This window comes from Paenibacillus piri, from assembly GCF_004354045.1.
Lineage (GTDB): Bacteria > Bacillota > Bacilli > Paenibacillales > NBRC-103111 > Paenibacillus_S > Paenibacillus_S piri.
The window spans coordinates 401,006-426,291 of sequence record NZ_SMRT01000001.1 but is presented as its reverse complement, the minus strand read 5'-3'; the positions used below and the strand labels follow the sequence as shown (position 1 = coordinate 426,291).

Genomic DNA, 25,286 nt, shown 5'->3' with positions numbered 1-25,286 from the left:
CAAACGTGCTCGTCCCTTAAGGACGGCGAAGCCGTTTATCCTTGTTTGCAAGGAAACCATGTTGGCTTTTTCCCATTTGCTCGAGAAGGAGTAGGTAGTAGGATGATTATAGTTAAAAGAGACGGTACCAAAGAGGAACTCGTATTTTCCAAAATGAAAAAAGTAATCGATTTTGCCATCGAGGCTTATCCGGAATGCGATCCGCTTGAGCTGGAAACTGCACTGCTGCCGTTGTTCCGCAACGGAATCAGCACGAAAGAAATCCAACGGCTCTTAATTCAGGTTGCCGTCGAAAAGACAAGCGTGGAACAGCCGAGCTGGCAGTACGTCGCCGCCAAGCTGCTCGCCTACGATCTTTATAAAGAAGCCCGTCTAAACCGCAAATACGGCCATTTCGGATACGGCGATCTATATTCTCTTATTACATATTTGACGGACATGGGGTTATACGGCACGTACATATTGGAGCATTATTCCCGCGAAGAAATTCAAGAGCTCGGCGCCTATATCAAGCCCGAACGCGATTACCTGCTGAATTATATCGGACTCAAAACGTTGTCGGACCGCTATTTGATCCGCGGCGTCGACAAGGATGTTCTCGAGCTGCCGCAGGAGCTGTTCATGGGCGTGGCGATGCATCTGGCGATGAAGGAAAACGACAAGCTCAAATGGGCCAAGCAGTTCTACGATGTGCTGAGCAATCTGGAAATGACGGTGGCTACGCCGACGCTCGCCAACGCCCGCAAGCCGCTGCATCAATTGTCCAGCTGCTTTATCGATACGGTACCGGACAACCTGTGGGGTATTTACAATGTCGACCAGAGCTTCGCGCAAGTATCCAAGCATGGCGGCGGCATGGGCATCTATGTCGGAAAAGTACGCAGTCGCGGCTCCAATATCCGCGGTTACAAAAACGTCGCCGGAGGCGTCGTGCCGTGGATTAAAAACTACAACAACACGGCGATCGCGGTTGACCAGCTTGGCGTGCGTTCCGGCGCGGTTGCCGTCTACCTCGACGTATGGCATAAGGACATTCTCGATTTCCTGAACCTGAAAACCAACAACGGCGACGACCGGATGAAGGCGCATGATATTTTCCCGGGCGTATGCATCCCGGATTTGTTCATGAAAACCGTTCAGGAAAGAGGAACCTGGTGCTTGTTCGATCCGCATGAAGTGCGTAAATTAAAAGGCTACTCGATCGAGGACAGCTGGGGCGAGGAATGGGAGCGCCGCTACCTCGATTGCGTGAACGACGATAAACTGTCGAAGGAAGAAATTCCGGCTATCGATATTATGAAGCGGATTTTGACCAGCTCTTTCGAAACCGGCACGCCGTTCATCTTCTTCCGCGACACGGTCAACCGCGCGAACCCGAACAAACATGCGGGAATGATCTACTGCTCGAACCTGTGTACGGAAATATGTCAAAATATGAGCCCTACCGAGCACATTCAAACGTTTCATGAGGACGGCATCATTACGAACCAAGTCAAAAGCGGCGACTTCGTGGTGTGCAACCTGTCGTCGACCAATCTCGGCCGCGTATACACCAAGGAAGACATCGAGCGTGTCGTCACGACGCAAATGCGGATGATGGACAACGTCATCGATCTGAATTATTACCCGGTTCCGCAGGCGGAAATTACGAACAAGAAATACCGCGCCGTCGGTCTCGGCTCCAGCGGTTATCATCAAATGCTGGCGCAGCTGAAAATCGTCTGGGAATCCGACGACCATGTGGCCAAAGCAGATGAAGTATATGAATGGATGAACTTCTACGCGATCAAGGCGTCCATGGAAATTGCCAAGGAAAAAGGCGCCTATAAAGCTTTCGAAGGCAGCGAATGGCAGACCGGCGCCTACTTCGAATCCCGCGGATACGACAGTCCGGAATGGCTCGAGCTGAAGGAGCAGGTTGCCAAGCACGGCGTCCGCAACGGCTGGATGTTTGCGATCGCGCCTACCGCTTCCACTTCGCTGATCGCCGGCTCCACTGCGGGCATCGACCCGATCTTCAACAAGTTTTTCGTCGAGGAAAAGAAAAACGCCGTCATTCCGCAAACGGCGCCGAACCTGAACGGCGATACGATGTGGTATTATAAGGAGGCGCATCGCATCGACCAGCTTTGGAGCATTAAAGCGGCCGGCGCCCGCCAGCGTCATATCGACCAGGCGCAATCGTTCAACCTGTACATCACGCCGGAGCTTTCTGCCAAAGATTTCCTCGAGCTGTATATGGCCGCGTGGGAAAACGGTCTGAAGACCGTATATTACTGCCGCAACAAGAGCCTTGAGGTGGAAGACTGCGTAAGCTGCTCCGCATAACGTTGCTTCACTCGCGGCGCATGTCTTATGGCACCGCAATGGCAGCAGCGAAGCGACCTGCCCATGGTTTGCACTTTGGACCTTGATCTTGTCCTTGATCATTGCCTGTCTTCCGCGGCGCATATCTTATGGCACCGCAATGGCAGCAGCGAAGCGACCTGCCCATGTTTCGCAATTTGGATCTTGATCTTGATCTTGATCTTGATCTTGATCATTGCCTGTCTTCCGCGGCGCATATCTTATGGCGCCGCAATGGCAGCAGCGAAGCGACCTGCCCATGGTTTGCACTTTGGACCTTGATCTTGTCCTTGATCATTGCCTGTCTTCCGCGGCGCATATCTTATGGCGCCGCAATGGCAGCAGCGAAGCGATCTGCCCATGTTTCGCACCTTGGACCTGAACCATCGTAGAGCGTGTACGTACCGGCTCTTTGCCTTGCGCAAAGAGTCGGTATGTACGTAAGCGGCTCCTATTGCTCATGTCCCGTCGGAAACTACCGGCACCCACGTTAAGCGTGCAGAAGGAATGCGGCAGCGAAGCTGCAGCCATTCCTTCTGCGGACGCGGTTCATAAACCAACAACGTACCTCCCTAGTAAAGGGGGTCCAGGGGGCAGCGCCCCTTGGGGTCCCCCTTGCAGGGGGATTTAGGGGGTAGTCTTCCGGCTTATAAACCAACAACGTACCTCCCTAGTGGGGTCCAGGGGGCAGCGCCCCTTGGGTCCCACTCGCAGGGGGATTAGGGGGCATCCTTCTTATGGAACTGAATAAAAAGAAACTTTTCAACGAGCATGGCGACCGCGATTGGGGTAAGCGCCGCATGATCGGCGGCAACACGACCAACCTGATCGAGCTGAACAATGTGAAGTACGACTGGGCAACGAAAATGTACCGAACGATGATGAACAATTTTTGGATTCCCGAGGAAATTCCACTGGCACAGGATGCGAAGGATTATAAGTTCCTGTCGCCTCACGAGCGCCAAAGCTATGATAAAATTATTAGCTTTCTGATCTTTCTCGATTCTTTGCAAACATCCAATTTGCCGAACATTAACGAGTACATTACCGCGCCGGAAGTTAATTTGTGCCTGACCGTGCAAACATTCCAGGAAGCGGTGCACAGCCAAAGCTACTCGTATATTTTGGACAGCGTTTGCTCCGCGGAAGTTCGCGATGAAATTTATAACCAATGGCGCGAAGACAAGCATTTACTGCGCCGCAACCGGTTTATTACCGATCTGTATGAAAACTTTATCGACGAGCCGACAACTCAGAATCTGCTGAAAACGATCATGGCCAACTATATTTTGGAAGGCATTTACTTCTATAGCGGCTTCAGCTTCTTCTATGCGCTTGGGCGCCAGGGCAAAATGCTCGGCACCGTATCCGAGATCAAGTACATTCAGCGGGATGAGCTGACTCATCTGGCGCTGTTCCAAAATATATTCCGCGAAATTCGCAAGGAAAACCCTGAGCTGTTCACCGACGAGCTTGTCGAGGAGCTGCGCAGCATGATGAAAACGGCCGTACAGCACGAAATCGAATGGGGCCAATATATTACGGACAACCAGATCAACGGGCTCAGCAACGAGATTATCGACCAATATATCAAATATTTGTCCAATGAGCGGATGCGCAAGCTCGGACTTGACGTTTTGTACCCCGAGATTGAAGATCATCCGATGAAATGGGTCGAAAGCTTCAGCAATATGAACAGCATGAAAACCGATTTTTTCGAGCAAAAAGTAACCAACTACAGCAAATCGTCCAGCTTGAACTGGGATGATTTGTAATTTGTGACTCGCAGCCGTTTCGTTTATGATAGACATAACTGCGAGCAAAGCTCGCAGTCTCCGGCAGCAGCGAAGCGAACTGCCATGTTTGAATTAATTTCCCGGTTTGTATCTTTTATATGTTTATGATGCTGGGTCCCGGCTAATCGTAAAGCGTGTACCTGACCGGCTCCTTGCCCATGCAAGGAGCCGGTCAGGTACGAAAGCGGGCAAAAAACCGCTCATGCCGCACAATAGCCTCTACGCTGCCGTTAAGCGTGTATGCGGGAAGCTTTAAGCGCAGCTTAGACTTCCCGCATACGAAAGCGCTCCAAACCGTACTCAAGTAACTCCCGCGCAACGGGGGTCCAGGGGGCAAAGCCCCATGGGGTCCCCCTTGGGGGATTTAGGGGGGACCCCATGTTTCGTTTGCTAACCGACCGCGATTTTCAAGAAGCTATGGAACGCCAAAAAGCGATCCGCGTATTTCAAAATGATCATGTTGTGGGTGCCGGCGGAATCATTACCCGGTTTGACGACCAGGTGGTAGTAGTCCAATCCGGTGTCAGCGATATCGCGCATCATCCAAGGGCGCTATGCGAATTTTTCGAAATGAGAAAAAGATGAGGACGCATGATCGCGCCAAAAAGCACTTCCTTCCAAATCGGACGGGAAGTGCTTGTTTTGTTGCTTAGGAAATGATTCGCAGGCAATTTCTATGGATAACCGGGATTGGGGGACCTTTCTTAATCAGGCAGCCCCAGCATCTGCTTCACTTTAAACTCCAGCTCCAACATCGAAAAAGGCTTGCTCATATACACGTTTACACCCAGCTGTGCGCCTTTCGACATATCCTCCTCGCGGCCTCGGCCCGATAACATTAAAACTTGCAGCCCGGAGGGCATCATGTTGTTAGTGTGCAGCCTGTTGAGCATGCCCAACCCGTCCAGCCTTGGCATGACGCCGTCCAAAATACACACGTCGACGCTTTGCGTCGTCACAACCCGGTAAGCTTCCTCCCCGTCCTCCGCTTCGACAAACGTTACCGGCAAATGCTGCAGCTTCGAAACGAGAATCGAGCGGAGAATGCGATCGTCATCGGCGATCAGCACCGTTTTCGCTCCCGGCTCGGGCGCGGACGACGCATCGGACAGCGAGTCGGACAGCTGGCCGGTGTATAGTATGACACGGTCTCGGCCGCTCTGCTTGGCTGTATACATCGCATTGTCGGCACGCTTGATCCATTCCGCTACCGTCATCCCTTCCGTCCATTCGCATACGCCTGCCGAAAACGTAATCCGGTAAGCTTCGCCTTCATGCTGCGCAACCGGGCCTGCGTGGGTTTGCCGCAAAATCGACTCTATCGTTTTTTGCGCGTGATCTCCGGAGCTGCCGGGCAATACGATGACAAACTCTTCGCCGCCAAACCGCGCCAACACATCGGTTTCGCGCAAATGATGCTGAAGCAAGTGGGCCAGCCCCTGCAGCACCAAATCCCCGATATGATGCCCATGCGTATCGTTAATCGATTTAAACCGGTCGATGTCGATAAAGGCAAGCGAAATCGGTGACGGATAACGCTGAATACGCTGCAGCTCCGCCTGAATCTGATGATCGAAAAAGCGTCTGTTGTATACGCCCGTCAACGGATCGCGGAACGCCATCCGTTCGAAATCTTTCGTCCGCTTCAGCAGACTGTATATGCGGGCGCTTAATTCTTCGTATTGAAACGGCTTTGTCATATAATCGTCCGCACCCAAATAAAAACATCTTACTTTATCGTGCACATCGCTGCGGCCGGACAAAACGACAAGCGGCACCCATTTCAAGGTCGGGTCTTCCTTGACGAATGCAAACAGCTCGTAGCCCGATTGCGGGTGCATCATCAGGTCCAGCGTAATTAAATCATAGGTAAACTGGCGAAGCAGCTTTTGCGCCTCCGCGACATCGCTTGCCCCGTCCACCTGGTAGCCCTCCAGAATGAGACGGCGGACCAAATAAGAGCGCAGCGCCTCGTCATCGTCTATAATTAGCAGCCGGCTGCCCGAGGATAGAGCCGTACCCGCCATGGCGGCCTGCTCGCGCTTCTCGTCCAGATCCAGCTCCTGGTTGTATATATCCAGCTCTACGGACAGCTGGCGAACAAGAGCATCCCCTTCGGAAACCGCTAATTTGAAACGGTTCAGAAACTCCATATCCGCACTTGACAAGCCTTCCTGAGCCTGCGTCCATTCCCATTGCCGGACAAGTTTGTCCGCAATTTCGCCGATCCGCATAAACCCGAACATCGGAGCGCTGCCTCTAAGCGTATGAACTAGCCGGTAAAGCTGAACGGCCGCATCCCGGGTCATGCCAGCCTCGGCGCCGGCGCAAAGTTCCTGAAGCGTAGCCAACTGTTTGCGCAGCTCCGCGATGTACCGCTTCCTTCCTTCTTTCATCAATCTTGCTTCTTTGTTCAGGCGTTCCTCTTGTTGGGGCTGCCGCAATACTCATCACTTCCAGTCGTTTTCAATTTACGATTTGCGTCGAACCCGATCGGGATTACGCCTGAATCAATTGGCGAACGGTGTCGACCAGCTGCAGCGGACTGAAGGGCTTGACCACATACGTGCTGACCCCTGCGGCGTTGGCCCGTTCGCGATCCTTCTCGAGCGCCTTCGCCGTCAGCAATATAACCGGCACGTCACGGTTTGGATTGTCATGATTGCGCAGCCAGTCGCATACTTCAACGCCGGTAAGCTCGGGCATCATATAATCGAGAATAATCAAATCATAGCGGTTATCCCTGATGCAGCCGAGCGCCTCCTTACCGTCCTCCGTTTCCGTAATATCGAATCCTTCGTCCGCCAACGTTTCCGTTAACAAGAAACGCAGCGCCGCCTCGTCATCCGCCAACAAAATTTTAAAATTGGACATCTTTAAATCGCTCCCGGTTTTGATCTCGTCGTTTGATATATTATACCATTTTCAGACGAATGCTGTTGGAAATTATTCACTTGTTTTCGATATTTATAGGTAATAAGACTTATGTATACGACATATGAACTATGGTACCATTACATTGTGCTTATAATTGATTATAACTTTACATTTGTTAGATATAAGGAACTATAGAAGGAGGCGAAAACATGGATATAAACCGGGTTATTAAAGAGGTGTCCAAATACATATCGTTCGGTCAGCCTGTATCTTCCGGCTCTGTGTTCAATCAACGAATTTCGGACCCGCGGATTGCCATGCAAGCCTATTATATGTCAATGAAGCTGCGCAGCGAAGAAGAACATTATTATCACGAAATATGGCTGAAAAAGGACGGGACCTTTGCCATCACCGAGGCGTGGTATCACGGATCGACCGTTTCCCGCAAGCTTTACCGCGATAACGTTGCCTTTGACGATATTGTGCAAACGTTCGGGGACGAGGAAGCGAATGCCGTACTGGTCCGGATGACGGAGATTATTAAGAAGTCGGAAAGGGAAGACTGGAGTTCCTCGCGCAAAAGAGCATGAGCCGCAGCGGCTTGAGCTCTTTATTTTTTGTAAATGTATTATTTGCGTCGTACAACCTTGACAAAAGCGCTCGTCCCCTGGGACGGCGAAGCCGTTTATCGTTGGTTGTTCGGGCTGTACGTCAGCCCCTGCCGCTGTTTCTGCCTTTCACGCAGCTTTTCCAAGAGCCTCCCGGTATGCGGCTGCAGCCGCGGGGATCGAGCCAGACATAAATCCAGCCTTGCCTGCTATCGTCAAACGCATCGCTCACCCATACCCGCTCGTAATCGTTGTCGCCTCCCGGACCTTCGTATTCTTCCAGCGCATCCATCGCAGTCAACCCTTCTCCGGTCACGGCAAGCCACTCCCCCCGGACGATCTCCTGCTCTTCCCCGCCCAGCACGACGGCCGGATATGCTCCCGCATCGTACAAACGCCCCCGAACCGCCCCCGCTGCAACCTGCCGCAAAAAAGGCGCAACAATTCCATGGTTGGCCTCCCCCACAAGCAAGGTGCCGTATACAAAAACGGATATCACGCAATCAACCTCCTTCTTTATTTTCAAAAATCAGCTTACAAGACCGCATGTCTTCACTTCCCTCAAGGGGGGTGAGCTTGCCAAAGTTATGCGAGTAACATTTAAAAACTTATATTTCTTTGCAGCAAAAAAAGGTACATCGATTCCGCCTAGCTCATATAGTAAAATAGCGGATTTAAAATTCCTTATTCCCGATAAGCTTAGTTTGAATTATAATAAAACCAACAGACAACTGTACAAGGAGAACTCACATGGAGTGGAGCATCGCATTGATGGGCCTTTTGGTCGGGCTGCTGGTCGGGATGACCGGTGTCGGCGGAGCCTCTTTATTGACGCCTTTGCTGATCCTGATGAACATATCGCCGACAGTCGCCGTAGCCACGGATTTATTTTATAATTCCATCACGAAATTGTTCGGAAGCATCCAGCATTACCGGCAAAAAACGATTGATTTCAAGCTCGTCCAATATTTGGCCGCGGGCAGCATCCCGGGCGCGGTAGCGGCGATACTGCTGCTTGAGCTGTACCCGCCGCTGCACAGCATCCAGGAATCGATTGTCAAGCATATGCTGGGCGGCGTATTAATCGTCGTTGCCATTGCCAGCATCGCCAAGCAGTGGTTCGGCAAGCTCGAGGGCAACCGGTGGCAGCTGCGTCCGAACTCCGAAAAACGGGGGATGACGATACTGATCGGTGTGCTGCTCGGTTTTATCGTCGGCATGACCTCGATCGGCTCCGGCTCTTTGTTCGCTTTGGCGATGATGTTTTTTTACCGGATGGGCGCCGCCAAGCTTGTCGGCACCGACATTGCGCATGCGTTCCTGCTGGTCTCTGCGGCCGGAATATTGCATGCGGGCTTCGGCAATATCAATTACAGCTTGGCCTTCAACCTGCTGTTGGGCTCCGTTCCAGGCGTCATTGCGGGAAGCTCGTTATCCGCCAGGCTGCCCGCGAAGCCGCTGCGCACCTTTATGGCCGCGATCATTCTGATCAGCGGCATCAAGCTCATTTGACAAACGAGTCCGCAAGCGCCGGCCTTTGGCAGGTCGGTGCCTCTTTACAACAACGAAAAAAAAGCCTGTCGGCTTTTTTTCGAATGTATGGAATCCGGAAGGCCGGCGGCCTCATAGCCGCAAGCCCCGGGTTAGTTTTGCCTTACTGCGGTTCCGCGCGTCTTAACAATAATTTTGCGGATGCTGTCCTCGGACAGGTGGTATTTTTGAATCAGCTCGGGAACGGTCGAACCGTTCTCGTACAGCCGGTATATTTCGTTATTGCGCCGCTGGATCGTTAAACGTGTACCGTTATTTTCACCCCAGCCGGCACGGGTCTTTTCTTTCTTGGGAATATAGATAATCTCTCCGCTTATATAATCCTGCAATTGCTTGAGCAGGCTAGGGGGAAGAATATCCTTTCCGTTTTTGTACCCCATCGATGAAATCCTCCTTCCGTGCTTTAGTTGCAAGCGCCGCCGTGAAAGAGATAAGCATTTTCATCTTCACACCTCCTGAAGGTTGTTAGACAGCCGACTGCAGTAATGCCGGCTTATAGGGTCATCCATGAAAATAAAAAAACACGATCTGCCTATCGTGCCTGGGTACCATATATATTATGGTTCATGTCAATGACGTCAGGTGACGGTGATGGAGAAAATGCTTATTCAATTGTCACTAACCCCTTTGAAAAATGTGCTTTCAGACATCGAACGCCACTCCTTTCGTCTTAGTATCATGATTCCAGTTACTTCCTTATTGATTATACCTTATGTATAGGCTGAATGTCCATGCCGGATTCATTCGGAGAATAATAGAGGGAGGCCGTTAAGCCTCCCCACTTTATGGGGCCTCTGCTTTAAGCAGAGACCACCTCAAGTATTGTAATCATCGTTCACGATCACTCCTTTCCGTTAAACGTTAGCTGGCCCGCTACATTACTATTAACTCATAATCGGCAGCCCGTCACAAGCGAAAAAATCGTTATATTCGTTTTCTCCCTACATTCCGCGCTGATCGGGAGGCAGCCGGATATTGGATGGACATGCTTAAGTAAAGCATTGAGATATTTGGCGATCACGTTAAGATAGTAGAAATGAACCTTTTCCGCCTACCGGACCAATATAAAGTGAAATAAAGATTAGGGGGCCGGCCGCCTATGCCAGATTCATCTATTCAAGAGTGGATTCAAAAAATGAACAATGGCAATGAGGAAGCGTTTCGCGTCATTTACGAGCAGAGCAAGGGCCACGTGTACAGCACGGTCTCGCTGCTGCTGAGCAACAAGCAGGATGTATACGATGTTGTGAACGAGGTATATGCGGAGCTGCTCAGATCGCTGCCCAAGTACGATTTTCAAAAGCCGTTCCGCCCCTGGTTAACAGGGCTGACGATCCGTCAAGTGAACAATTGGAACCGCAAATTATGGCGCAGATTCAGACTGTACGAGCGGAGTCACAACCTTGCAACGAATGACCCTATTCCCGATTCCGCAGACGTCGTCCTGCTGAACGAGCATCGCAGCGAGCTGCTGCAGTTGGTACAGATGCTGCCGTATAAGCAGAAAATGGTTATCGTACTACGGTATTACCATGACCATACATTCGAGGAAATATCCGAGCTGCTCGAAATTCCGGTCGGAACTGTCAAATCGAGGCATCATACCGCTCTCGCCAAGCTGCGCAAGCATGCGAGTTATTCCATTTCTAAGGATGAAGGAGGCTTTACCTCATGTCCATCGAAAATCAATTGAAAGCCGAGTTTCAGCGGTACTCCGACCAATTGCAATATCCGCGTCAGCTTGATGACCGGATTGCGCTTTTGACGAGAAAAGGAACGGCGGCCAGGCGCGGGATAATCACCCGGATTGCGCTAATTGCAGCCTGCATCTTCCTTTTCTCCGGCATCGCCTATGCGTCGAATCTGTTGTATACCATGCAGAGCCATCGAGTGAGTGTGGAAGTATTCTCCGACGCACAGGCACAGCTGCCCGATAGCTTGAATGCGGAAATCCGTTCGTCGTTTCAGCAGATCCGGGATCAATTAACACCTGGAGAATCCGCCATAATGTACGTATCGGAGTTGGATAAGCGCAAGCTTCCCGCTCTGATCAAGGTGACACAACCTGTTCGTTATACGGATCCGGAGGAATGTGCAGCCATAGCAGGAGGGCTACTCAAGAAGCCTGCGGTATTGCCGCAAGACTATGTCTTGGCCTGGGGAGAGAAGGAAGCCTCGTCGGGTATGATCGATGCGCATACCTATACCCGGTACAAAAGCCTGTTAGAGAAGCAGGCCGCCGATACGAAGCAGAATGTCGTATGGCAGCGGGCAGCGCAGTCAGTTTCCGCGTCTGAAGCCGTGATGAGCCGCCCGGGACTTATTTATGTCAACTCCAATCAGGATCGGATCGAAATCCGTTTTCAGGTAATGCCAACCTCCAATTCTCAGGTCGGGCTGAAAATAAGCACGGGCACGTCCACAACGGCCGAGAAGATAGACCTATCCGGTAAGACAGGCTTCTATACGCGAAATAACAGTACATTTTTGAGCGATACCGGCAAGCTGGATACGATCAGTTGGGTGGAGGAGTTAAGCGATGGACAGACCGCGCTGTATGAGGTTTCCACTTCCTCCTCGAATGTAAGTAAAGCTGAACTGCTGCTGATAGCCGATCATATGAAATAATAGAATGGTCCTGCCGACATAGCCTTAAACGGAAAGTCCGAAAGGATGTCTCCAAAGTCATTTTCGGATATATGAACCCGTACTCCGATATAGATTTGCAACAAAAAGACGCTCCCAGTCCCACTATAGCAGTGGTAAGATGGGAGCGCCTTTGAACATGGTTCAGGCCTGACTCACCCGGTCTTTGGGACAGCCCTCGTTTAGAAGCCCTGCCTTTTCAGCCAATCCGCACAAAGCTCCGGCCATGCCCGGACTCCCGGCTGCTCCGCCGCCAAGCCCAGTCCGTGACGGCCGCTTTCGAATACATGCAGCTCGTAAGGCACTTTGTTGCGGCCGAGCGCCGAAGCGAACAGCAAACTGTTTTCCACCGGAACCGAAGCGTCATCCGCCGTATGCCATAAAAAAGCGGGCGGCGTCTGTTCCGTTACCCGGTTTTCGCTGGACATTTCGTCGACGAGCGCCTGCTCCGCGTCTTCCCCAAGCAAATTTTGCCTCGAGCCGGCGTGCGCATAAGGTCCGAAGCTTATAACCGGATAGCACAGGATGAGCAAATCCGGCCTGCAGCCTTCGCGTTCAATCGGATCGTCCGCATCGGGCCGGCCGTGATCGTAATGCGTGCCGGCCGATGAAGCCAGATGCCCGCCCGCGGAAAAGCCCAAAATACCGACGCGGCTTTTGTCCACATTCCATTCCCCGGCTCTGCTGCGGACCGTACGGATTGCCCGCTGCGCGTCCAGCAAAGGATTCGGATGCTTGTAGGGAGCAACCCTGTAATGAATGACAAACGCCGAAATACCGAGCGAATTGAGCCACAACGCAACCGGCTCTCCTTCATGATCGGCCCTGCGGGCATAACCGCCGCCGGGACAAACAATGACCGCCGCGGCCGGCTCAGCCGTTTGCGCCAAGTAAGGCACCAAAGTCGGCTTATCCTCCGCTCCCTCCCCCAATGCGTTAGGCGTACCGTCCGGCCATAGCAACAAACTCATCGCATACCCCTCCATCAACTAATAATAAAATCAAGCCATAAATAACCGCTATTATTATAAATGCACTATTCTGATCATACTACATCGTCTGCGGGATTTAAATCTGCTGCTCCGGCTTGCTCAGTCCTTTTGCTCCTGCAAAATGGCTCGCAAATTCACAAGCAACGTATCGTTCTCCTCCGGAAGTCCGACCGAAATACGCACATGGCCGCCAAGCCCCCATGTACCGCCATAACGGACGATAATGCCCCGAGCGAGCAGCTGCTCGTAGATCGATTGGGCGTCGGGTCCAAGCTCGACCAGCACGAAATTGCCCATACTTTCGGTATAGGCCAATCCGAGCTCACGGAAGCCTTTGTACAGCTGTTCCCTCCCTTTCTCGTTCACTTGAACGGACGCTTGCACATGCTCGTCATCCGTTATTGCGGCCGAAGCGGCCGCTTGAGCCAAAGCGTTGACGTTAAACGGTTCCTTCACCTTCAAAATCGTTCGGATTACAGATTCGGGAGCAGCACCAAAGCCGATACGAATACCGGCAAGACCGAATATTTTGGAAAACGTCTGAAGTACGATGACGGGATATCCGGCCCGCACAAATTCCAATCCGCTGCTGTAATCGTCCGCCGAGGCGAAGTAGCTGTAGGCGCTGTCGATCACAACGAGAATATGCTTGGGAATGGTATCCAAAATACGCCGCAGGCCGGCTTCCGGCAAATACGTACCGGTCGGATTGTTCGGCGAGCATATGTACATCAGCTTCGTCCGCGGGGTTACAGCCGCAAGCATCGCATCGACGTCATAACGAAAGTCTGCGGTTAACGGAACGGGCACGGTGCGGGCACCCATCAGATAAGCGCCAAATTCATATTCGCTGAACGAAGGGGCCGGAATAACAATTTCATCGTCCGCCTCCAAGAAAGCTTCCGATACGAGCGAGATCAACTCATCTCCGCCATTGGTCACAATCAACTGTCCCGGCTTCAAATCGAGCTGCGAGGCAATAGCAGCGCTTGCCAGCTTCGCTCCTGCATCAGGATAACGATGAAGCTCCGGGATGCTGTTCTTGATCGCTTCGACCGCTTTTGGCGACGGGCCGAGCGGATTTTCATTCGACGCCAGCTTGATAACGCGGGTCAGCCCAAGCTCGCGCTCCACCTCCCAGATCGGTTTGCCGGGCGAATAAGGCTTGATATTTTTTAAGGTTTGACGCGGAACAATGTCGAGGTGTTGCATACTGTCAGCTCCTGTTCATTTTTGAATATAAAAGATAGGATACGGTATTGCTTTAATGCGATAAATCAATAATACATTAACGCGTTCATATAGTAAACAGTTTTTTTAATTGATGCGCTATAAGGCGGCAAAATGAACATTAAGAAACCTGGCGGAAGCTGACCGCCAGGTTCGTTCGTTGCAAGAATGGCATGTTTCCCATAAGGCCCGAGCCGTATCATGCTCTCCCGACCACCGCTAAACTTTCATACTTTTCATTAGATGCAAGCTCTAAGCACAATGACAAGAAGAATAAACAACACTAGGATGACAGCTGTGCTAGTAAAAAAATTTCCGCCAATTCCACAGCCAAATCCGCCTAAGAAAGCCATATACTATCCCTCCCCTATACAACGGAATAATGTATTGTATGGGTGAACATGCCGTAGGGATTGGACTATTCGGGCCTAACTTCGTCCCAGACGACTTCCCAATTGGAGTTTAACGAAGCTTCGATCGTACCTTTTTCCATAATATATGTGGCCAGCAGCTCGGCCATATCGGTCGGGATATCGCGGACGACGGGCTTGCCGTGAAACATCGTATAGTTGCCGCCGCCGCCGGCGCGGTAGTTGTTCATGACGACATCGTACTGGCGGTTCGGTTCGACCGGTTGGCCTTCGCAGGTCAGACTGACGACCCGTTCTCCTTCCGGCCGCGAAATGTTGAGCTTGTACTCGATTCCTTCCCACATATCGTAATTGTAGTGCTGCGGCTTCGGCTCGCTGAAGGACGGGTTCACCTGCACCGGTCCGCCGGTATATGCGGCAAAATAGGAGGCAGAGCGCTCCAGAGCATCCTTCATATCCTGGCCGGATATCCGGATGACCTGAAGCGTGTTCGGATAAATATAATTGGATACGATATCGCGCATTGTGATGTCCGGAGGAAACCCCGGTGAAATGTTATCGAACAGCGCGGTATTCGATATTCGGGCCCCGGAAATGTCCATCTGGACGCGGTTAATAAATTCGATTAACGGATGCTCCTTCAGCCGCACGTCCATCGGGTCGGTAATACTCATATCGCCGAGCAGCTTGCCGATCGGCTGGTCCAGCCACTGCTGCGTCAGCGCCTCATCCTCCCGAAGCAGCCGGACGATACGCTCCACCGTCCCGGCTCCCTCCACCGGAAGCAGCTCGGATGCGGCGGACGCTATATGCCAACAGCCGTTCTCCCGTTTCAGCTGGAGCTGCACCTTCCCCAAATAAGCAGCCTGGGTGCCCGGTTGAATGACTGTGACGCCATGAATTTGCCGCCCGGCAATCGTCCGGTGCTGGTGCCCGGTCAGCAGCACGTCGATGCCTTCCACTTCGCTGCACAGCGCATAGCCTACATTTTCGCCGGTTAGAGGCTCGGTCGGCTCTCCGCTCGCAAGATCCCGTTCGAAGCCGCCGTGATAAGAAACGATCACGACATCGGCCCGTTCCTTTTCCCGCAAATAATCCGTCCATTTCTTCGCGGCGTCCACCACCGGTTCAAAGCGCAGTCCGGCGATATGCTCCGCCTTCTCCCAATTCGGGATAAAATTCGTCGTCAATCCGAGTATGGCCACACGGAGGCCGTTATCGAAGGATTTGACGATAAACGGCTTGCCGAAATACGGCTCCCCGCTCGCCTCGCTGACAATATTCGCACTCAACCAGGGGAAGGACGATTCGCCCACCGCCTTGTCCAGCAGCGGAAGTCCGTAATTGAACTCATGGTTGCCAATGACAGCTGCATCATACCGCAGTTCGTTCAGGCAGCGGATCATCGGATTCGGCGCAGCCGCATTCAGCCTTGCATGGTGATAGGCAAGCGGCGTTCCTTGGATCAAATCCCCGTTGTCGATAACGATGCAATGCGAATGAAGCGCTCTTTGCTCGGCGATAAGCGCAGCCAATTTGGCAAAGCCTTGCTCCGTTGGCTCATTATTTGCATATTGAATGGGCAACATATAACCATGAATATCGCTTGTCTGCAAAACCGTTAAACAAAAATTCGAGTGCTCTGACATCATCAATCAGCTCCAACTGTTAAAATGTTTGTGCCCCAAGAGCATAACTGGTATCACTATATCAAACAAACAATCGCCAATTCAACGGTTTATTAAGCGGACCAAGCATGGCAGCTTCATTTACACGAAGTTCACAATTATTTTGATGTCGAGCTTGTCAATATGTGCTATATTAGTATATGGATTTCATTCCACAATTAACAGGAGGTCAAAAAAACATGTTCAAAAAATTTGCAGCGATCAGTTTGTCGCTGATGCTGTCCGCAGGCATTGCGGCCGGCTGCGCGAAAAAAGAGGAGGCCAAGCCATCCGCCCCTGCAGCGCCGGCAGATAAAAAAGAAGCGGCAGCTCCAGCCGGTTATGTGCCGAAGGAATTGACCGTTCAATTCGTGCCATCCCAAAGCGCCGAGACGCTGGAAGCCAAAGCGAAGCCGTTGGAAAAGCTGTTGAGCGACCGCCTGGGCATTCCTGTAAAAGTTTCGATTTCGACAAATTACAATACGATAATCGAAGCTATGGCCTCCAAAAAGGTCGATATCGGCTTCCTGCCGCCGACCGGTTATGTTTTGGCACATGATGAGAAGAAAGCGGCCGACCTGCTGCTTCAAGCTCAGCGCTATGGCGTAGACGATGCAACAGGCCAGGAGGATAAATCCAGGCTTGTCGACTCCTATAAATCGATGATGATCGTGAAAAACGATTCTCCGATCAAATCGATCGATGATTTGAAAGGCAAGAAAATCGCATGGCAGGACGTAACCTCTTCCGCCGGTTACATTTATCCGGGCCTTGAAATGAAGAAAAAAGGCATCGATCCTGACAAAGACGTCAAAGGTATCGTGGTCAAAGGCCATGACAAAGGCGTGCTCGCCGTATTGAACGGTGAAGTCGATGCCGCTGCCGTATTCCAGGATGCCCGTTTGAATGTGGTGAAGGATGTACCGGACGTGTTCACGAAAACGCGCGTGCTGTACTTTACTGCTCCGATTCCTAACGATACGATCGCCGTACGTACCGATATGTCCGATGATTGGCGCAAAAAGATTTCCGACGCTTTCATCGCGATCGGCAAAGATCCGGAAGGCCAAAAAATTATTTATGAAGTATATTCCCACCGCGGCTACACACCATCCGACGACAAGAAATTCGACGTTGTCCGCGATGCCAACAAACAAATGGGCGGCAAGTAATCGCTAGTAAACAGAACAGACCGTACAGGAGCACTGCCTCCGGTACGGTCTTTTTTTTATAATATCAGAATTTAAATGTTTTCAGCGGAGCTGAACAATTCTGATATTGCAAGAAAACCTACATTAAATCGCGATCGCTCATCCTGGAAAAGCCTCGATAGAGGTTTTTTTATTTGGGCTGCAAAGCCGGAAAGGACGAGTCCGTTCAGGGCAGCGCTACTCCGCGACGCAGCCGGTTGGCTGCCTGCCTGCGGATGTATACATACACAGTACTGACGACGATACATTCGGATACCGGAATCGCAAGCCATATGCCGGTTGTGCCCAACCAATGCGGCAAAATAAGCAGGAAAGCGACCATGAGAATCATTTCCCTGGCTACCGTAATCCAGACCGCCATTTTGACCTGATCCGTCGTTTGAAAATAAGTCATCATGACGAAGTTGATCCCCATAAATAGATAGGCGATGAAGAATAGGCGAATGCCCGCAACCGCCAGCTTTCTCACCTCAGCTGGAAATTGCCCGAAAAGCGATACGATGGCGTCCGCTCCCACCAGGCCGAGCAGTAAGATGCCCGCTCCGGCCACAAGCGCCGTCCGGACGGCGATCCGGATCGTCTGCTGTTCCCTGGCACGCTGTTTCGCACCGCGGTAATAGCTGATCAGCGGTTGAATGGCCGAACCCATTCCGAGAAACATCAACAGCATAACGCTGTGGACATAGTTGACGATTGAAAAGGCCGACACCCCGGCCGTCCCCGCCCAATGCTCCATCGCGATGTTATAACCCGCCGTAAAGACCGCGATCCCGACCTCGGCCACGAAGCTTGGAAACCCGATAGTAAAGGTGCGCCGCGCCAGCTTCCAGGAAAAGCTCGGCTTGCTGAAGCGAAGCGACCGTTGTTTGCGCAAGAAATGCGCAAACAAGACGATAGAGCCGAGCGCCGCAGCGGCGATTAGCGCCCAGGCCGAGCCTGCGACGCCCCAATCAAGCACAAACAGGAAAATATAATTGAACACGATATTGGACAAGGCGCTGACGATCATGGAAATCATCGACAAGTTCGGATTGCCGTCGTTACGGACAAATACGCTGAATGCATTTTGCACCGTAATCAAAAATCCGCAGGTCAGAAGCACATTCATATAATCCATCGTGTACGACATCGTTTCCGGATTAGCTCCGAGAAATACGGCCAGCCGATCGCGGAACATAAACGCGGCAAAGCCGAGCAAGATCGTCAAGCTGAATATTAAAACCAGGGAATGCGTAAAAATCGATTGCGCTTGCGCATAGCGCTTCTCCCCCAACGCTCTGGAGTACAGAGCCGCGCCTCCAATGCCGACCCATAACGACATCGCGACATAAATGGAAAAAACGGGAAACGCAACGTTAATGCCGGCCAATGCGACCGAGCCGTAACGCTGTCCGACAAAGATGCCGTCCACCACCACGTTGATCGACATCATCAGCATCCCGACCAGCGACGGAACTAAATAACGAAAAAAAACGGATGCCACGGAATCGGATTCCAGCGACTGCAAGTTTCTGTTTTCATTTTGCATGATACACCTCTAATTTAAGCCTTTGAACGTATTATTCCTTCCCACAGTAAGGTGAAAGTAACCTCGGCGGCATCGACAAACTGCTCGGGACTATCGAAAATAAGCTTGGCGGTCAAGCCGTCGTAAACGGTATGGACAGCGAGCGCCGCTTTCCCGGAAGCCGCCTCGACGGTCGGATCGTTATCGAAGCCGAGCTCAAGCAGATGAAGCAGATGATGCAAATAAATTTTGTACAAGCTAATAAAAAGCTGCTGCAAACTTTCCGGCGGAATAAACGCCAGCAGAAACATGAGCTTCACATTTTGATTGTCCGAATAACGGTCCTTCATTTTCAAAATGAACGTATTCAACAGCTCGCGCATCGGCTTTCCTCGGTTCCGATCGAAAAATGCAGTCAAAAAAGCCATTTCCTGCCGCGTCGCCTCTTCGTAAATTTCAATAACCAGCTCGTTCTTATCCTTGAAATGCGCATACATGGACTGCTTCTTAATGCCCGCATCGCCAGCGATATCCGCCAGCTTCGTGCCCTCATAGCCGAATTGCAGCAAATGGCCGACAGCAATTTTCTTAATATGCTCTCTCCGGTTCATTTTCTCCCCCCTATCGACAAATTAGTTACCTTACCACAGTCAGGTAATGAGTACAAATCATTTTAGCACAACTATTATTAAACATCAATCGGCTTCCTGATCCTGGTCAGCTATAATTTTCACCGATCCGAAAATCAAGCATGCTGAGCCAGCAAGACGCTGTACGCGGCGTATGATGGCAACAGGAAAAAAGCCCCGACACCTCTTCTTGAGGTTATCGGGACTTGCTGTCAGGCTTAGATCAAACCAATCTTTTGCGGATATAGCCCGAAATCAGGTCAATGATCGTAACCATGACGACGACGCCGAGCAAAATTATACCGACCCGCGGCCAGCTGCGCGCATCCAGCGCGAAAATAAGCGGCGTACCGATCCCGCCCGCGCCGATGACGCCCAAAATGGCGGCGGAACGAATATTGATTTCAAACCGGTACAGCGCAAAGGAGAAAAAGTCCGGCAGCACCTGCGGAATGACGGCAAACCAGAGCGTCTGCAGCTTGTTCGCGCCGCAGGCGACGAGCGCTTCCGTAGGACCGCGATCCAGATTCTCGATCGCCTCCGAATACAGCTTGCCCAGCATCCCTATGGAATGGACTCCCAGGGCAAGCGCGCCGGCATATGAGCCTGGACCGACCGCCTTGATGAAAATAATCGCCATGACGATTTCTGGGAATGTCCGGATCAGGCTGAGCATAAATTTACCGGTACCTGTCGCCCAGCGCGCTTTACCTTTGTTGGCCGCCGCCCAGAAGGCGAACGGGATGCACAGCACCGCCGAGATGAACGTACCCAGAACAGCGATTGCAGCCGTCTCCAGCAGCCCGCGGAGCAAATCCTCCCCTTCAGGCAAATAGACGTAGTTCCAGTCGGGATGGAGCAATCCGCGGAATATCGCCTTCGATACTTGTCCGGCTGTCTCTTTAATGCCGGTAAATTCGATCCCTCCGAAAGCCCATACGCACAATATTGCCAAAACAAGCGTTACCGACCATTGGCGGACGCGAATGCCCGCATTCTTTTTAGCCATATCCGTCATAGCAGTCTCTCCCGTAGCTTAGTACTGATATAATCAATCAGGAGCACGACCACAAGCGTAAACAAAATAATCGTTGAAGCTTGATCGTACCGCAGCCGGTCCAGAGCCCGCTGCAAAATCAAGCCGATTCCCCCGGCACCGACAAACCCCAGTATCGCGGCTGCCCGCACATTGACCTCAAAGGTATACAATACATAGGCGGCGAACTGTGCCATCACCTGAGGCACGACTCCGAATTGAATCCACTGCAGCTTGTTGGCGCCTACAGCCGTCATCGCTTCCAGCGGACCCGGATCGATCGATTCCATGGATTCGTAAGTCAGCTTGGATACGAGTCCGAACGAGAAGAAGGCGAGGGCAATCGCTCCGGCCAATGCCCCGTAACCGACAATCGCCGCGAATACGCCGGCAATCATCAGATCGGGAATCGTCCGCACCAGATTCAGTATAAAACGCGAGACGATGCCAAGCAGCGGGACGCGGGTTACGTTGCGCGCCGCCAGAAATGAAATCGGGATCGCGGCGATCGAGCCGACGACCGTACCGATGATCGCCATCCGGATCGTTTCCAGCATCGGCCCAAGCACGGTGCTGAAATAGCTCCAATCGGGCGGATACATATCTTGGAACAGCTTGCCCATCTCCGGGATGCCCTCAACCAGCTTGGCCAGGGAAGCATCCGTCTTATAGGCGCTGCCGAATAACAGCAGCAGCACAAAAATAACGGTCAACGCCGGTTTGAGCGAGGTTGGCTTTTTCAATGCGGCCGAAGGACGTTCGCGTTCGGATGACGACATCAGTCCTCCACCCCCAGCAGCTCATCCTTATTAATCGCGCGTCCATAAATTTCGGAAAACTTCTCGTCCGTCGCTTCAGATACCGGGCCGTCGAATACAACCTTGCCGGCGCGCAGACCGATAATGCGCGTCGCATATTCACGAGCCAAATCGATAAAATGCAGGTTGACGACCGTCGTGATGCCCAACTCCTGATTGATCCTTTTCAGATCATCCATGACCTGGCGCGTCGTTAACGGATCGAGCGAAGCGACCGGTTCGTCGGCCAAAATAATTTTGGCTTCCTGCGCCAGCGCGCGGGCTATCGATACGCGCTGCTGCTGGCCTCCCGACAGCTCATCCGCGCGGGCGTAAGCTTTCTCGCGAATATTGACGCGCTCAAGCGCTTTTAAGGAAAGCTCGACATCGTGCTTGGGGAACAAGCCGAGCAAGGTTCGCCACGTGGAATGGTAGCCGACACGGCCCGACAGCACGTTGCGCAGTACGGAAACGCGCTTGACGAGATTGAAGCTTTGGAAGATCATCCCGATATCGCGGCGCATCCGGCGCAGCTCCGCTCCGCGGGCCGAGGTTAACGATTTGCCGTCGATCATGATTTGACCGTCGGTTATTTCATTCAGCCGGTTCATGGAGCGCAGCAGGGTTGATTTCCCGGCGCCGGACAAGCCGACAATGACTACGAATTCTCCCGGGTGAATGGTCAAATTAATGCCGCTCAAACCAACGGTCCCATTGGGATATACCTTGGAAACATTATGAAATTGGATCATGAATAGGCCGTACTCCTCTTGATAGATTTGTTAACAAACTATCATTCGACATGAATCACGGTTTTCCTTTTTCTCGGGGAGCAACTTCGCAAAACCTTAATTTTCCTCTTATCGTTCCCTTCGTGACACATTCGATTCAATCGGAGTCAGGCTGACAGACGGCCATCGGACCAAATTTCCCCGGGTCCGCGCCGGTTTTCTTTTCTCTGAGGACGGGGAAATACGGAAGCTTCAGCGCGCTGCATTCCATTGCAACGCCCCGGTTTCATCGGTTATATAAGTCCTTCCGCCTGGAGCTCCCCGCGCAGGCCGGTAAAGAGTTCTTCGATGTACGAGATCATTTGCAGAAGACTGTCTTCTGTCCATGCATCCAAATGTTGTATACTGTAAGAGTCTGCCGCTTCGCTCAGCCGGTGCAGCCGGTCGCAGCCTACCGTCAAGGCTACGCCTTTCAGCGTATGCGCGAAACGGTACAGGCCGTCGCCCAGCCCGTTCGCGGTCTCGGCATCATGTCCGGGCAACCGCGATCGCCACGATGCGATCCGCTCGTTCAGCTCCGCTGCGCGCCGGTCGGCGTCCTGCAAAAACAATCTTTTCGTTTTGGCAACAATTTCTTTCATACGTTTTTCTTTATCTGCTTGCGACATGGACATATGGTTATCCCCCTTATTATGGAAAAGGATGTGACTCCCGAATGACGATGAAACAAATTGCGCTGATTGACGACAGCTCGCCGTTCTGTCTGCTTGTCAAACAAATATTTGAGGATCAGTATGAGGTCGATACTTACGCTTCAGCGGTCGATTTCCTTTCAGTGGCTTCGCGGATTGCCCGCTACGATCTCATTTTGCTCGACATCAATTTACCGGATATGAACGGGTTGGAAGCATTGACCAAGCTGAAATCGACCGCTCAAGCGCAATCGATTCCGATTCTGCTGCTGACCGGGGATACGCGGAAGGAAACGGTTGTACAGGGTGTGAAGCTTGGCGCGCAGGGCTACATCGCGAAGCCGATCGATCCGATGCTGCTTCATGAAAGAGTTACCCTGCTGCTAGAAGACGGCGAATCGGAGGCGGCTGAGTAATGCGCGGCCGGGCAGCGGAGCCGGCAGCAAATAAGCCGCTTCCGCTTGCTTCCTGCAGGAAAGAGGCGCCGCTTCCCGGGCGGCATGCAAACAGCCAAGGCCGCAGCTCGATTTGCTTCTCCGCTGCTTTGCGCTTGGCTGTACTTGCAGAACCACGTATTTGAACATGCCAGTACTTTTCGCGACTAACCCGCAATATCCCGTTTTGTAAATAAAAGCCATGCGACTCCATAGAAAATAATCCAATATACAATCAGCACCGTAACGGAAAAACCAAGCGTCATTCCAGCGATCGGCGGATTCCCGCCCAAAAAATACGGCGACAGATCGGTATTGGCGAACAGCAAAAACTTGGCCCAATTGTATTTGAACGCCACAAGTATAAATACGACCGAGTTCGCGGTGAACATCAGCAGGATCGACAAGCCGATCGCCAGCGAGCTGCTTCGGAACGCGGCGGAAATCATAAACGCGAGCGTTACCGACATCAGCAAATCAACCCACTTCAGCCCATACGCACGGAGTACGTTCGTAAACGCATCCGGCTCGTTCACCGTTCCGCTCAAGCCGAAAAACAGCAGACCGACAAAGTAAGACGCGATAAACAACACAAGCAGCAGCGTAAGTAAAAAAAGAAAAACGGATATGTATTTGGCGGCCAAAATTTTCGAGCGGGTCACCGGACGGATCAACAGCAGCTTGATCGTCCCCCATGTAAATTCGGAAGCGACGCTGTCCCCGGCGATAATGACCGAAAAAATAAACACAAGCCACGTCAAATTCGTGCTTAAGCTTAAAAACGGAAACGCATGATTCAAGCTGACATCCATCGCATATTTCATCATCAGCGCCATCATGACGATCGCCAACACCAGGATGCCGAGCATGACCCAGGTTCGGGTACGGCTGTATATTTTCATCTGCTCATTTTGCACATGACGGTACAAGCTAGACAATCTGATTCCCCCTCGTTACCTCAAGGAATTGATCCTCCAAGGATTGGATATGCATCCGGATGCCGTACACCTTCACACCGGCACCGACCAACAGTCCGTTCAGCTCCGCAATCTGCTCGCGTCCGCCCTTCAGGCTGACGGCCAGCGTGCCTTCCACATGCTCCGCTGCCGTGACCGCTGCGGCAGTCCGGGTGATATCCGGCTGATCGGTCTCGGGTTGGGCGGTATCGGACTGAGCTGTTTCGGATTGAGCATTGTCGGACCGGTCTGCTTCGGATTGGGCTGTTTCGGATTGGACAGTGTCGGACCGGTCTGCTTCGGGCTCAGTAGCAGCGGATGGGACGGCAACGCTTTCTGCGGCGTACGGCTTGGCAGCTCCCGGCGGCGCCGGAATCCAATGCACCGCCTGCTCGCCAGCTAAGCCTGCTGCCAGCTGAAGCGCCTTCTCAAGGTTATCCACATCGAACTCAACCTCCAGCAGCCGGGAATCGCTTTGAATCTCTTTAAAAGAACGGACGTCTAGCAGCCGGCCGTTCTGAATGATCGCCACGCGGTCGCACATCAGCTCCATCTCGGACAGCAGATGGCTCGACACGATGACCGCGATTCCTTCCTTCCGCGAAAGCTCGCGCAAATAGTCGCGCAGCTCGCGGATACCTTCCGGGTCGAGGCCGTTCGTAGGCTCGTCCAATATCAATACAGCCGGCCGGTGCAAAATTGCCTGGGCGACGCCGAGCCGCTGACGCATCCCGAGCGAATAGGTTTTCACTTTGTCGTAGATCCGGTGCTCCAGCCGGACAAGCGCGATCACTTCCTTCAGCCGCTCTTCGGTAATGCCGGGAATCATCCGGGCAAAATGCTGAAGATTTTGATACCCGCTCAAAAATTTATAAAACTCGGGATTTTCCACAATCGCGCCGACATACATCATGGCCTGCTCAAACTGCTTTTTGACACTGATGCCATTAACCAGCACTTCTCCCTCAGTCAGCGACATCAGGCCGACCATCATCCGGATTGTCGTCGTTTTGCCTGCGCCGTTAGGACCCAGAAAGCCGAATATTTCCCCGGGAAGCACATCGAACGACAAATGGTCGACAATCGTTTTGGAGCCGATCCGTTTGGTTACATCGCGAAGCTGCACAACAGCGTTTGTATTCATGGGGCCTCCAACATAAAAAAGGATAGGTAACTTTTTAGCAAAGTATACCATATCCTTATGTTCCA

25 protein-coding genes and 1 pseudogene are annotated in these 25,286 nt (G+C 52.1%); 10 read left to right on the top strand and 16 right to left on the bottom strand.

The window, feature by feature from the left end; translation table 11 throughout:
* Positions 1-102: 102 nt before the first annotated feature.
* The 4 genes from E1757_RS01845 (at position 103) to E1757_RS01830 (ending at position 4,727) form a co-directional block, all read left to right on the top strand.
* Positions 103-2,328, top strand: a complete 2,226-nt coding sequence (locus tag E1757_RS01845; protein ID WP_133225113.1) for a ribonucleoside-diphosphate reductase subunit alpha — start codon at positions 103-105, stop codon at positions 2,326-2,328.
* Positions 2,329-2,456: 128 nt separating this feature from the next.
* Positions 2,457-2,738, top strand: coding sequence for a hypothetical protein (locus E1757_RS01840; RefSeq protein WP_133225112.1), 282 nt, complete (start codon positions 2,457-2,459; stop codon positions 2,736-2,738).
* 345 nt (positions 2,739-3,083) lie between these two features.
* A complete protein-coding gene (locus E1757_RS01835) occupies positions 3,084-4,121 on the top strand; it encodes a ribonucleotide-diphosphate reductase subunit beta (protein WP_133225111.1) in 1,038 nt (345 codons plus the stop codon).
* 399 nt (positions 4,122-4,520) lie between these two features.
* Positions 4,521-4,727 (top strand): hypothetical protein, encoded by a 207-nt coding sequence (locus tag E1757_RS01830; protein WP_133225110.1) that lies wholly within the window; start codon positions 4,521-4,523, stop codon positions 4,725-4,727.
* Between the two features lie 119 nt (positions 4,728-4,846).
* Here the strand turns inward: E1757_RS01830 and E1757_RS01825 are convergent, their stop codons facing one another.
* Together E1757_RS01825 and E1757_RS01820 are read right to left on the bottom strand one after the other, a co-directional pair.
* The gene (locus tag E1757_RS01825; RefSeq protein ID WP_133225109.1) at positions 4,847-6,538 is read right to left on the bottom strand and encodes a diguanylate cyclase; all 1,692 of its coding nucleotides are present in this window, start codon (positions 6,536-6,538) and stop codon (positions 4,847-4,849) included.
* Positions 6,539-6,641: 103 nt separating this feature from the next.
* Positions 6,642-7,016, bottom strand: coding sequence for a response regulator (locus E1757_RS01820; protein ID WP_133225108.1), 375 nt, complete (start codon positions 7,014-7,016; stop codon positions 6,642-6,644).
* Positions 7,017-7,228: 212 nt separating this feature from the next.
* Between E1757_RS01820 and E1757_RS01815 the strand changes: the two genes are divergently transcribed.
* Positions 7,229-7,609, top strand: coding sequence for a hypothetical protein (locus E1757_RS01815; protein WP_133225107.1), 381 nt, complete (start codon positions 7,229-7,231; stop codon positions 7,607-7,609).
* A gap of 121 nt (positions 7,610-7,730) precedes the next feature.
* On the opposite strand, the gene E1757_RS01810 is transcribed toward E1757_RS01815, so the two are convergent.
* A complete protein-coding gene (locus tag E1757_RS01810) occupies positions 7,731-8,126 on the bottom strand; it encodes a gamma-glutamylcyclotransferase family protein (RefSeq protein ID WP_133225106.1) in 396 nt (131 codons plus the stop codon).
* Between the two features lie 251 nt (positions 8,127-8,377).
* Here E1757_RS01810 and E1757_RS01805 point away from each other — a divergent pair, with 251 nt between their 5' ends.
* Positions 8,378-9,139, top strand: a complete 762-nt coding sequence (locus tag E1757_RS01805; protein WP_133225105.1) for a sulfite exporter TauE/SafE family protein — start codon at positions 8,378-8,380, stop codon at positions 9,137-9,139.
* Between the two features lie 131 nt (positions 9,140-9,270).
* Here E1757_RS01805 and E1757_RS01800 read toward each other — a convergent pair whose 3' ends face one another.
* Positions 9,271-9,558, bottom strand: a complete 288-nt coding sequence (locus E1757_RS01800) for a CD3324 family protein (RefSeq protein WP_133225104.1) — start codon at positions 9,556-9,558, stop codon at positions 9,271-9,273.
* Positions 9,559-10,277: 719 nt separating this feature from the next.
* Between E1757_RS01800 and E1757_RS01795 the strand changes: the two genes are divergently transcribed.
* A complete protein-coding gene (locus E1757_RS01795; RefSeq protein ID WP_133225103.1) occupies positions 10,278-10,871 on the top strand; it encodes a sigma-70 family RNA polymerase sigma factor in 594 nt (197 codons plus the stop codon).
* Positions 10,850-11,806, top strand: a complete 957-nt coding sequence (locus tag E1757_RS01790) for a hypothetical protein (RefSeq protein WP_133225102.1) — start codon at positions 10,850-10,852, stop codon at positions 11,804-11,806. Before E1757_RS01795 ends, E1757_RS01790 begins: the two co-directional genes overlap by 22 nt.
* 200 nt (positions 11,807-12,006) lie before the next feature.
* Here the strand turns inward: E1757_RS01790 and E1757_RS01785 are convergent, their stop codons facing one another.
* The 4 genes from E1757_RS01785 to E1757_RS01770 all read right to left on the bottom strand — a co-directional run bounded on the left by E1757_RS01785 (position 12,007) and on the right by E1757_RS01770 (position 16,066).
* Positions 12,007-12,795, bottom strand: a complete 789-nt coding sequence (locus E1757_RS01785) for an alpha/beta hydrolase (RefSeq protein WP_133225101.1) — start codon at positions 12,793-12,795, stop codon at positions 12,007-12,009.
* 120 nt (positions 12,796-12,915) lie between these two features.
* The gene (hisC, locus tag E1757_RS01780; protein WP_133225100.1) at positions 12,916-14,028 is read right to left on the bottom strand and encodes a histidinol-phosphate transaminase; all 1,113 of its coding nucleotides are present in this window, start codon (positions 14,026-14,028) and stop codon (positions 12,916-12,918) included.
* 257 nt (positions 14,029-14,285) lie between these two features.
* Positions 14,286-14,399, bottom strand: a complete 114-nt coding sequence (locus tag E1757_RS36360) for a sporulation protein YjcZ (protein WP_133225099.1) — start codon at positions 14,397-14,399, stop codon at positions 14,286-14,288.
* Positions 14,400-14,464: 65 nt separating this feature from the next.
* Positions 14,465-16,066, bottom strand: a complete 1,602-nt coding sequence (locus E1757_RS01770) for a bifunctional metallophosphatase/5'-nucleotidase (protein ID WP_133225663.1) — start codon at positions 16,064-16,066, stop codon at positions 14,465-14,467.
* Positions 16,067-16,284: 218 nt separating this feature from the next.
* Between E1757_RS01770 and E1757_RS01765 the strand changes: the two genes are divergently transcribed.
* Positions 16,285-17,256: a phosphate/phosphite/phosphonate ABC transporter substrate-binding protein gene (locus tag E1757_RS01765; protein WP_133225098.1), complete on the top strand. Its 972-nt coding sequence runs from the start codon at positions 16,285-16,287 to the stop codon at positions 17,254-17,256.
* 205 nt (positions 17,257-17,461) lie between these two features.
* Here E1757_RS01765 and E1757_RS01760 read toward each other — a convergent pair whose 3' ends face one another.
* The 6 genes from E1757_RS01760 to E1757_RS01735 form a co-directional block, all read right to left on the bottom strand.
* Entirely contained in the window at positions 17,462-18,823 is a 1,362-nt protein-coding gene (locus E1757_RS01760) for an MATE family efflux transporter (protein ID WP_133225097.1), read from the bottom strand.
* 14 nt (positions 18,824-18,837) lie between these two features.
* A complete protein-coding gene (locus tag E1757_RS01755) occupies positions 18,838-19,413 on the bottom strand; it encodes a TetR/AcrR family transcriptional regulator (protein ID WP_133225096.1) in 576 nt (191 codons plus the stop codon).
* A gap of 241 nt (positions 19,414-19,654) precedes the next feature.
* Complete coding sequence (gene phnE / locus E1757_RS01750; protein ID WP_425464815.1) at positions 19,655-20,440, bottom strand: phosphonate ABC transporter, permease protein PhnE; 786 nt, start codon at positions 20,438-20,440, stop codon at positions 19,655-19,657.
* A 5-nt stretch (positions 20,441-20,445) separates the two neighbouring features.
* On the bottom strand, positions 20,446-21,246 hold the full coding sequence (phnE, locus tag E1757_RS01745; protein ID WP_133225094.1) for a phosphonate ABC transporter, permease protein PhnE: 801 nt from the start codon (positions 21,244-21,246) through the stop codon (positions 20,446-20,448).
* Positions 21,246-22,016, bottom strand: coding sequence for a phosphonate ABC transporter ATP-binding protein (phnC, locus tag E1757_RS01740; RefSeq protein ID WP_133225093.1), 771 nt, complete (start codon positions 22,014-22,016; stop codon positions 21,246-21,248). The genes phnE (E1757_RS01745) and phnC overlap by 1 nt, the downstream gene beginning before the upstream one ends.
* A 272-nt stretch (positions 22,017-22,288) precedes the next feature.
* A complete protein-coding gene (locus E1757_RS01735) occupies positions 22,289-22,669 on the bottom strand; it encodes an Hpt domain-containing protein (protein WP_133225092.1) in 381 nt (126 codons plus the stop codon).
* A gap of 41 nt (positions 22,670-22,710) precedes the next feature.
* On the opposite strand from E1757_RS01735, the gene E1757_RS01730 reads away from it, so the two are divergent.
* Complete coding sequence (locus E1757_RS01730; protein ID WP_165971916.1) at positions 22,711-23,103, top strand: response regulator; 393 nt, start codon at positions 22,711-22,713, stop codon at positions 23,101-23,103.
* A gap of 185 nt (positions 23,104-23,288) precedes the next feature.
* Here the strand turns inward: E1757_RS01730 and E1757_RS01725 are convergent, their stop codons facing one another.
* The gene (locus E1757_RS01725) at positions 23,289-24,059 is read right to left on the bottom strand and encodes an ABC transporter permease (protein ID WP_133225090.1); all 771 of its coding nucleotides are present in this window, start codon (positions 24,057-24,059) and stop codon (positions 23,289-23,291) included.
* Between the two features lie 427 nt (positions 24,060-24,486).
* Positions 24,487-25,221: pseudogene (locus E1757_RS37145) on the bottom strand (ABC transporter ATP-binding protein); the annotation flags it as partial.
* Positions 25,222-25,286 lie beyond the last annotated feature (65 nt).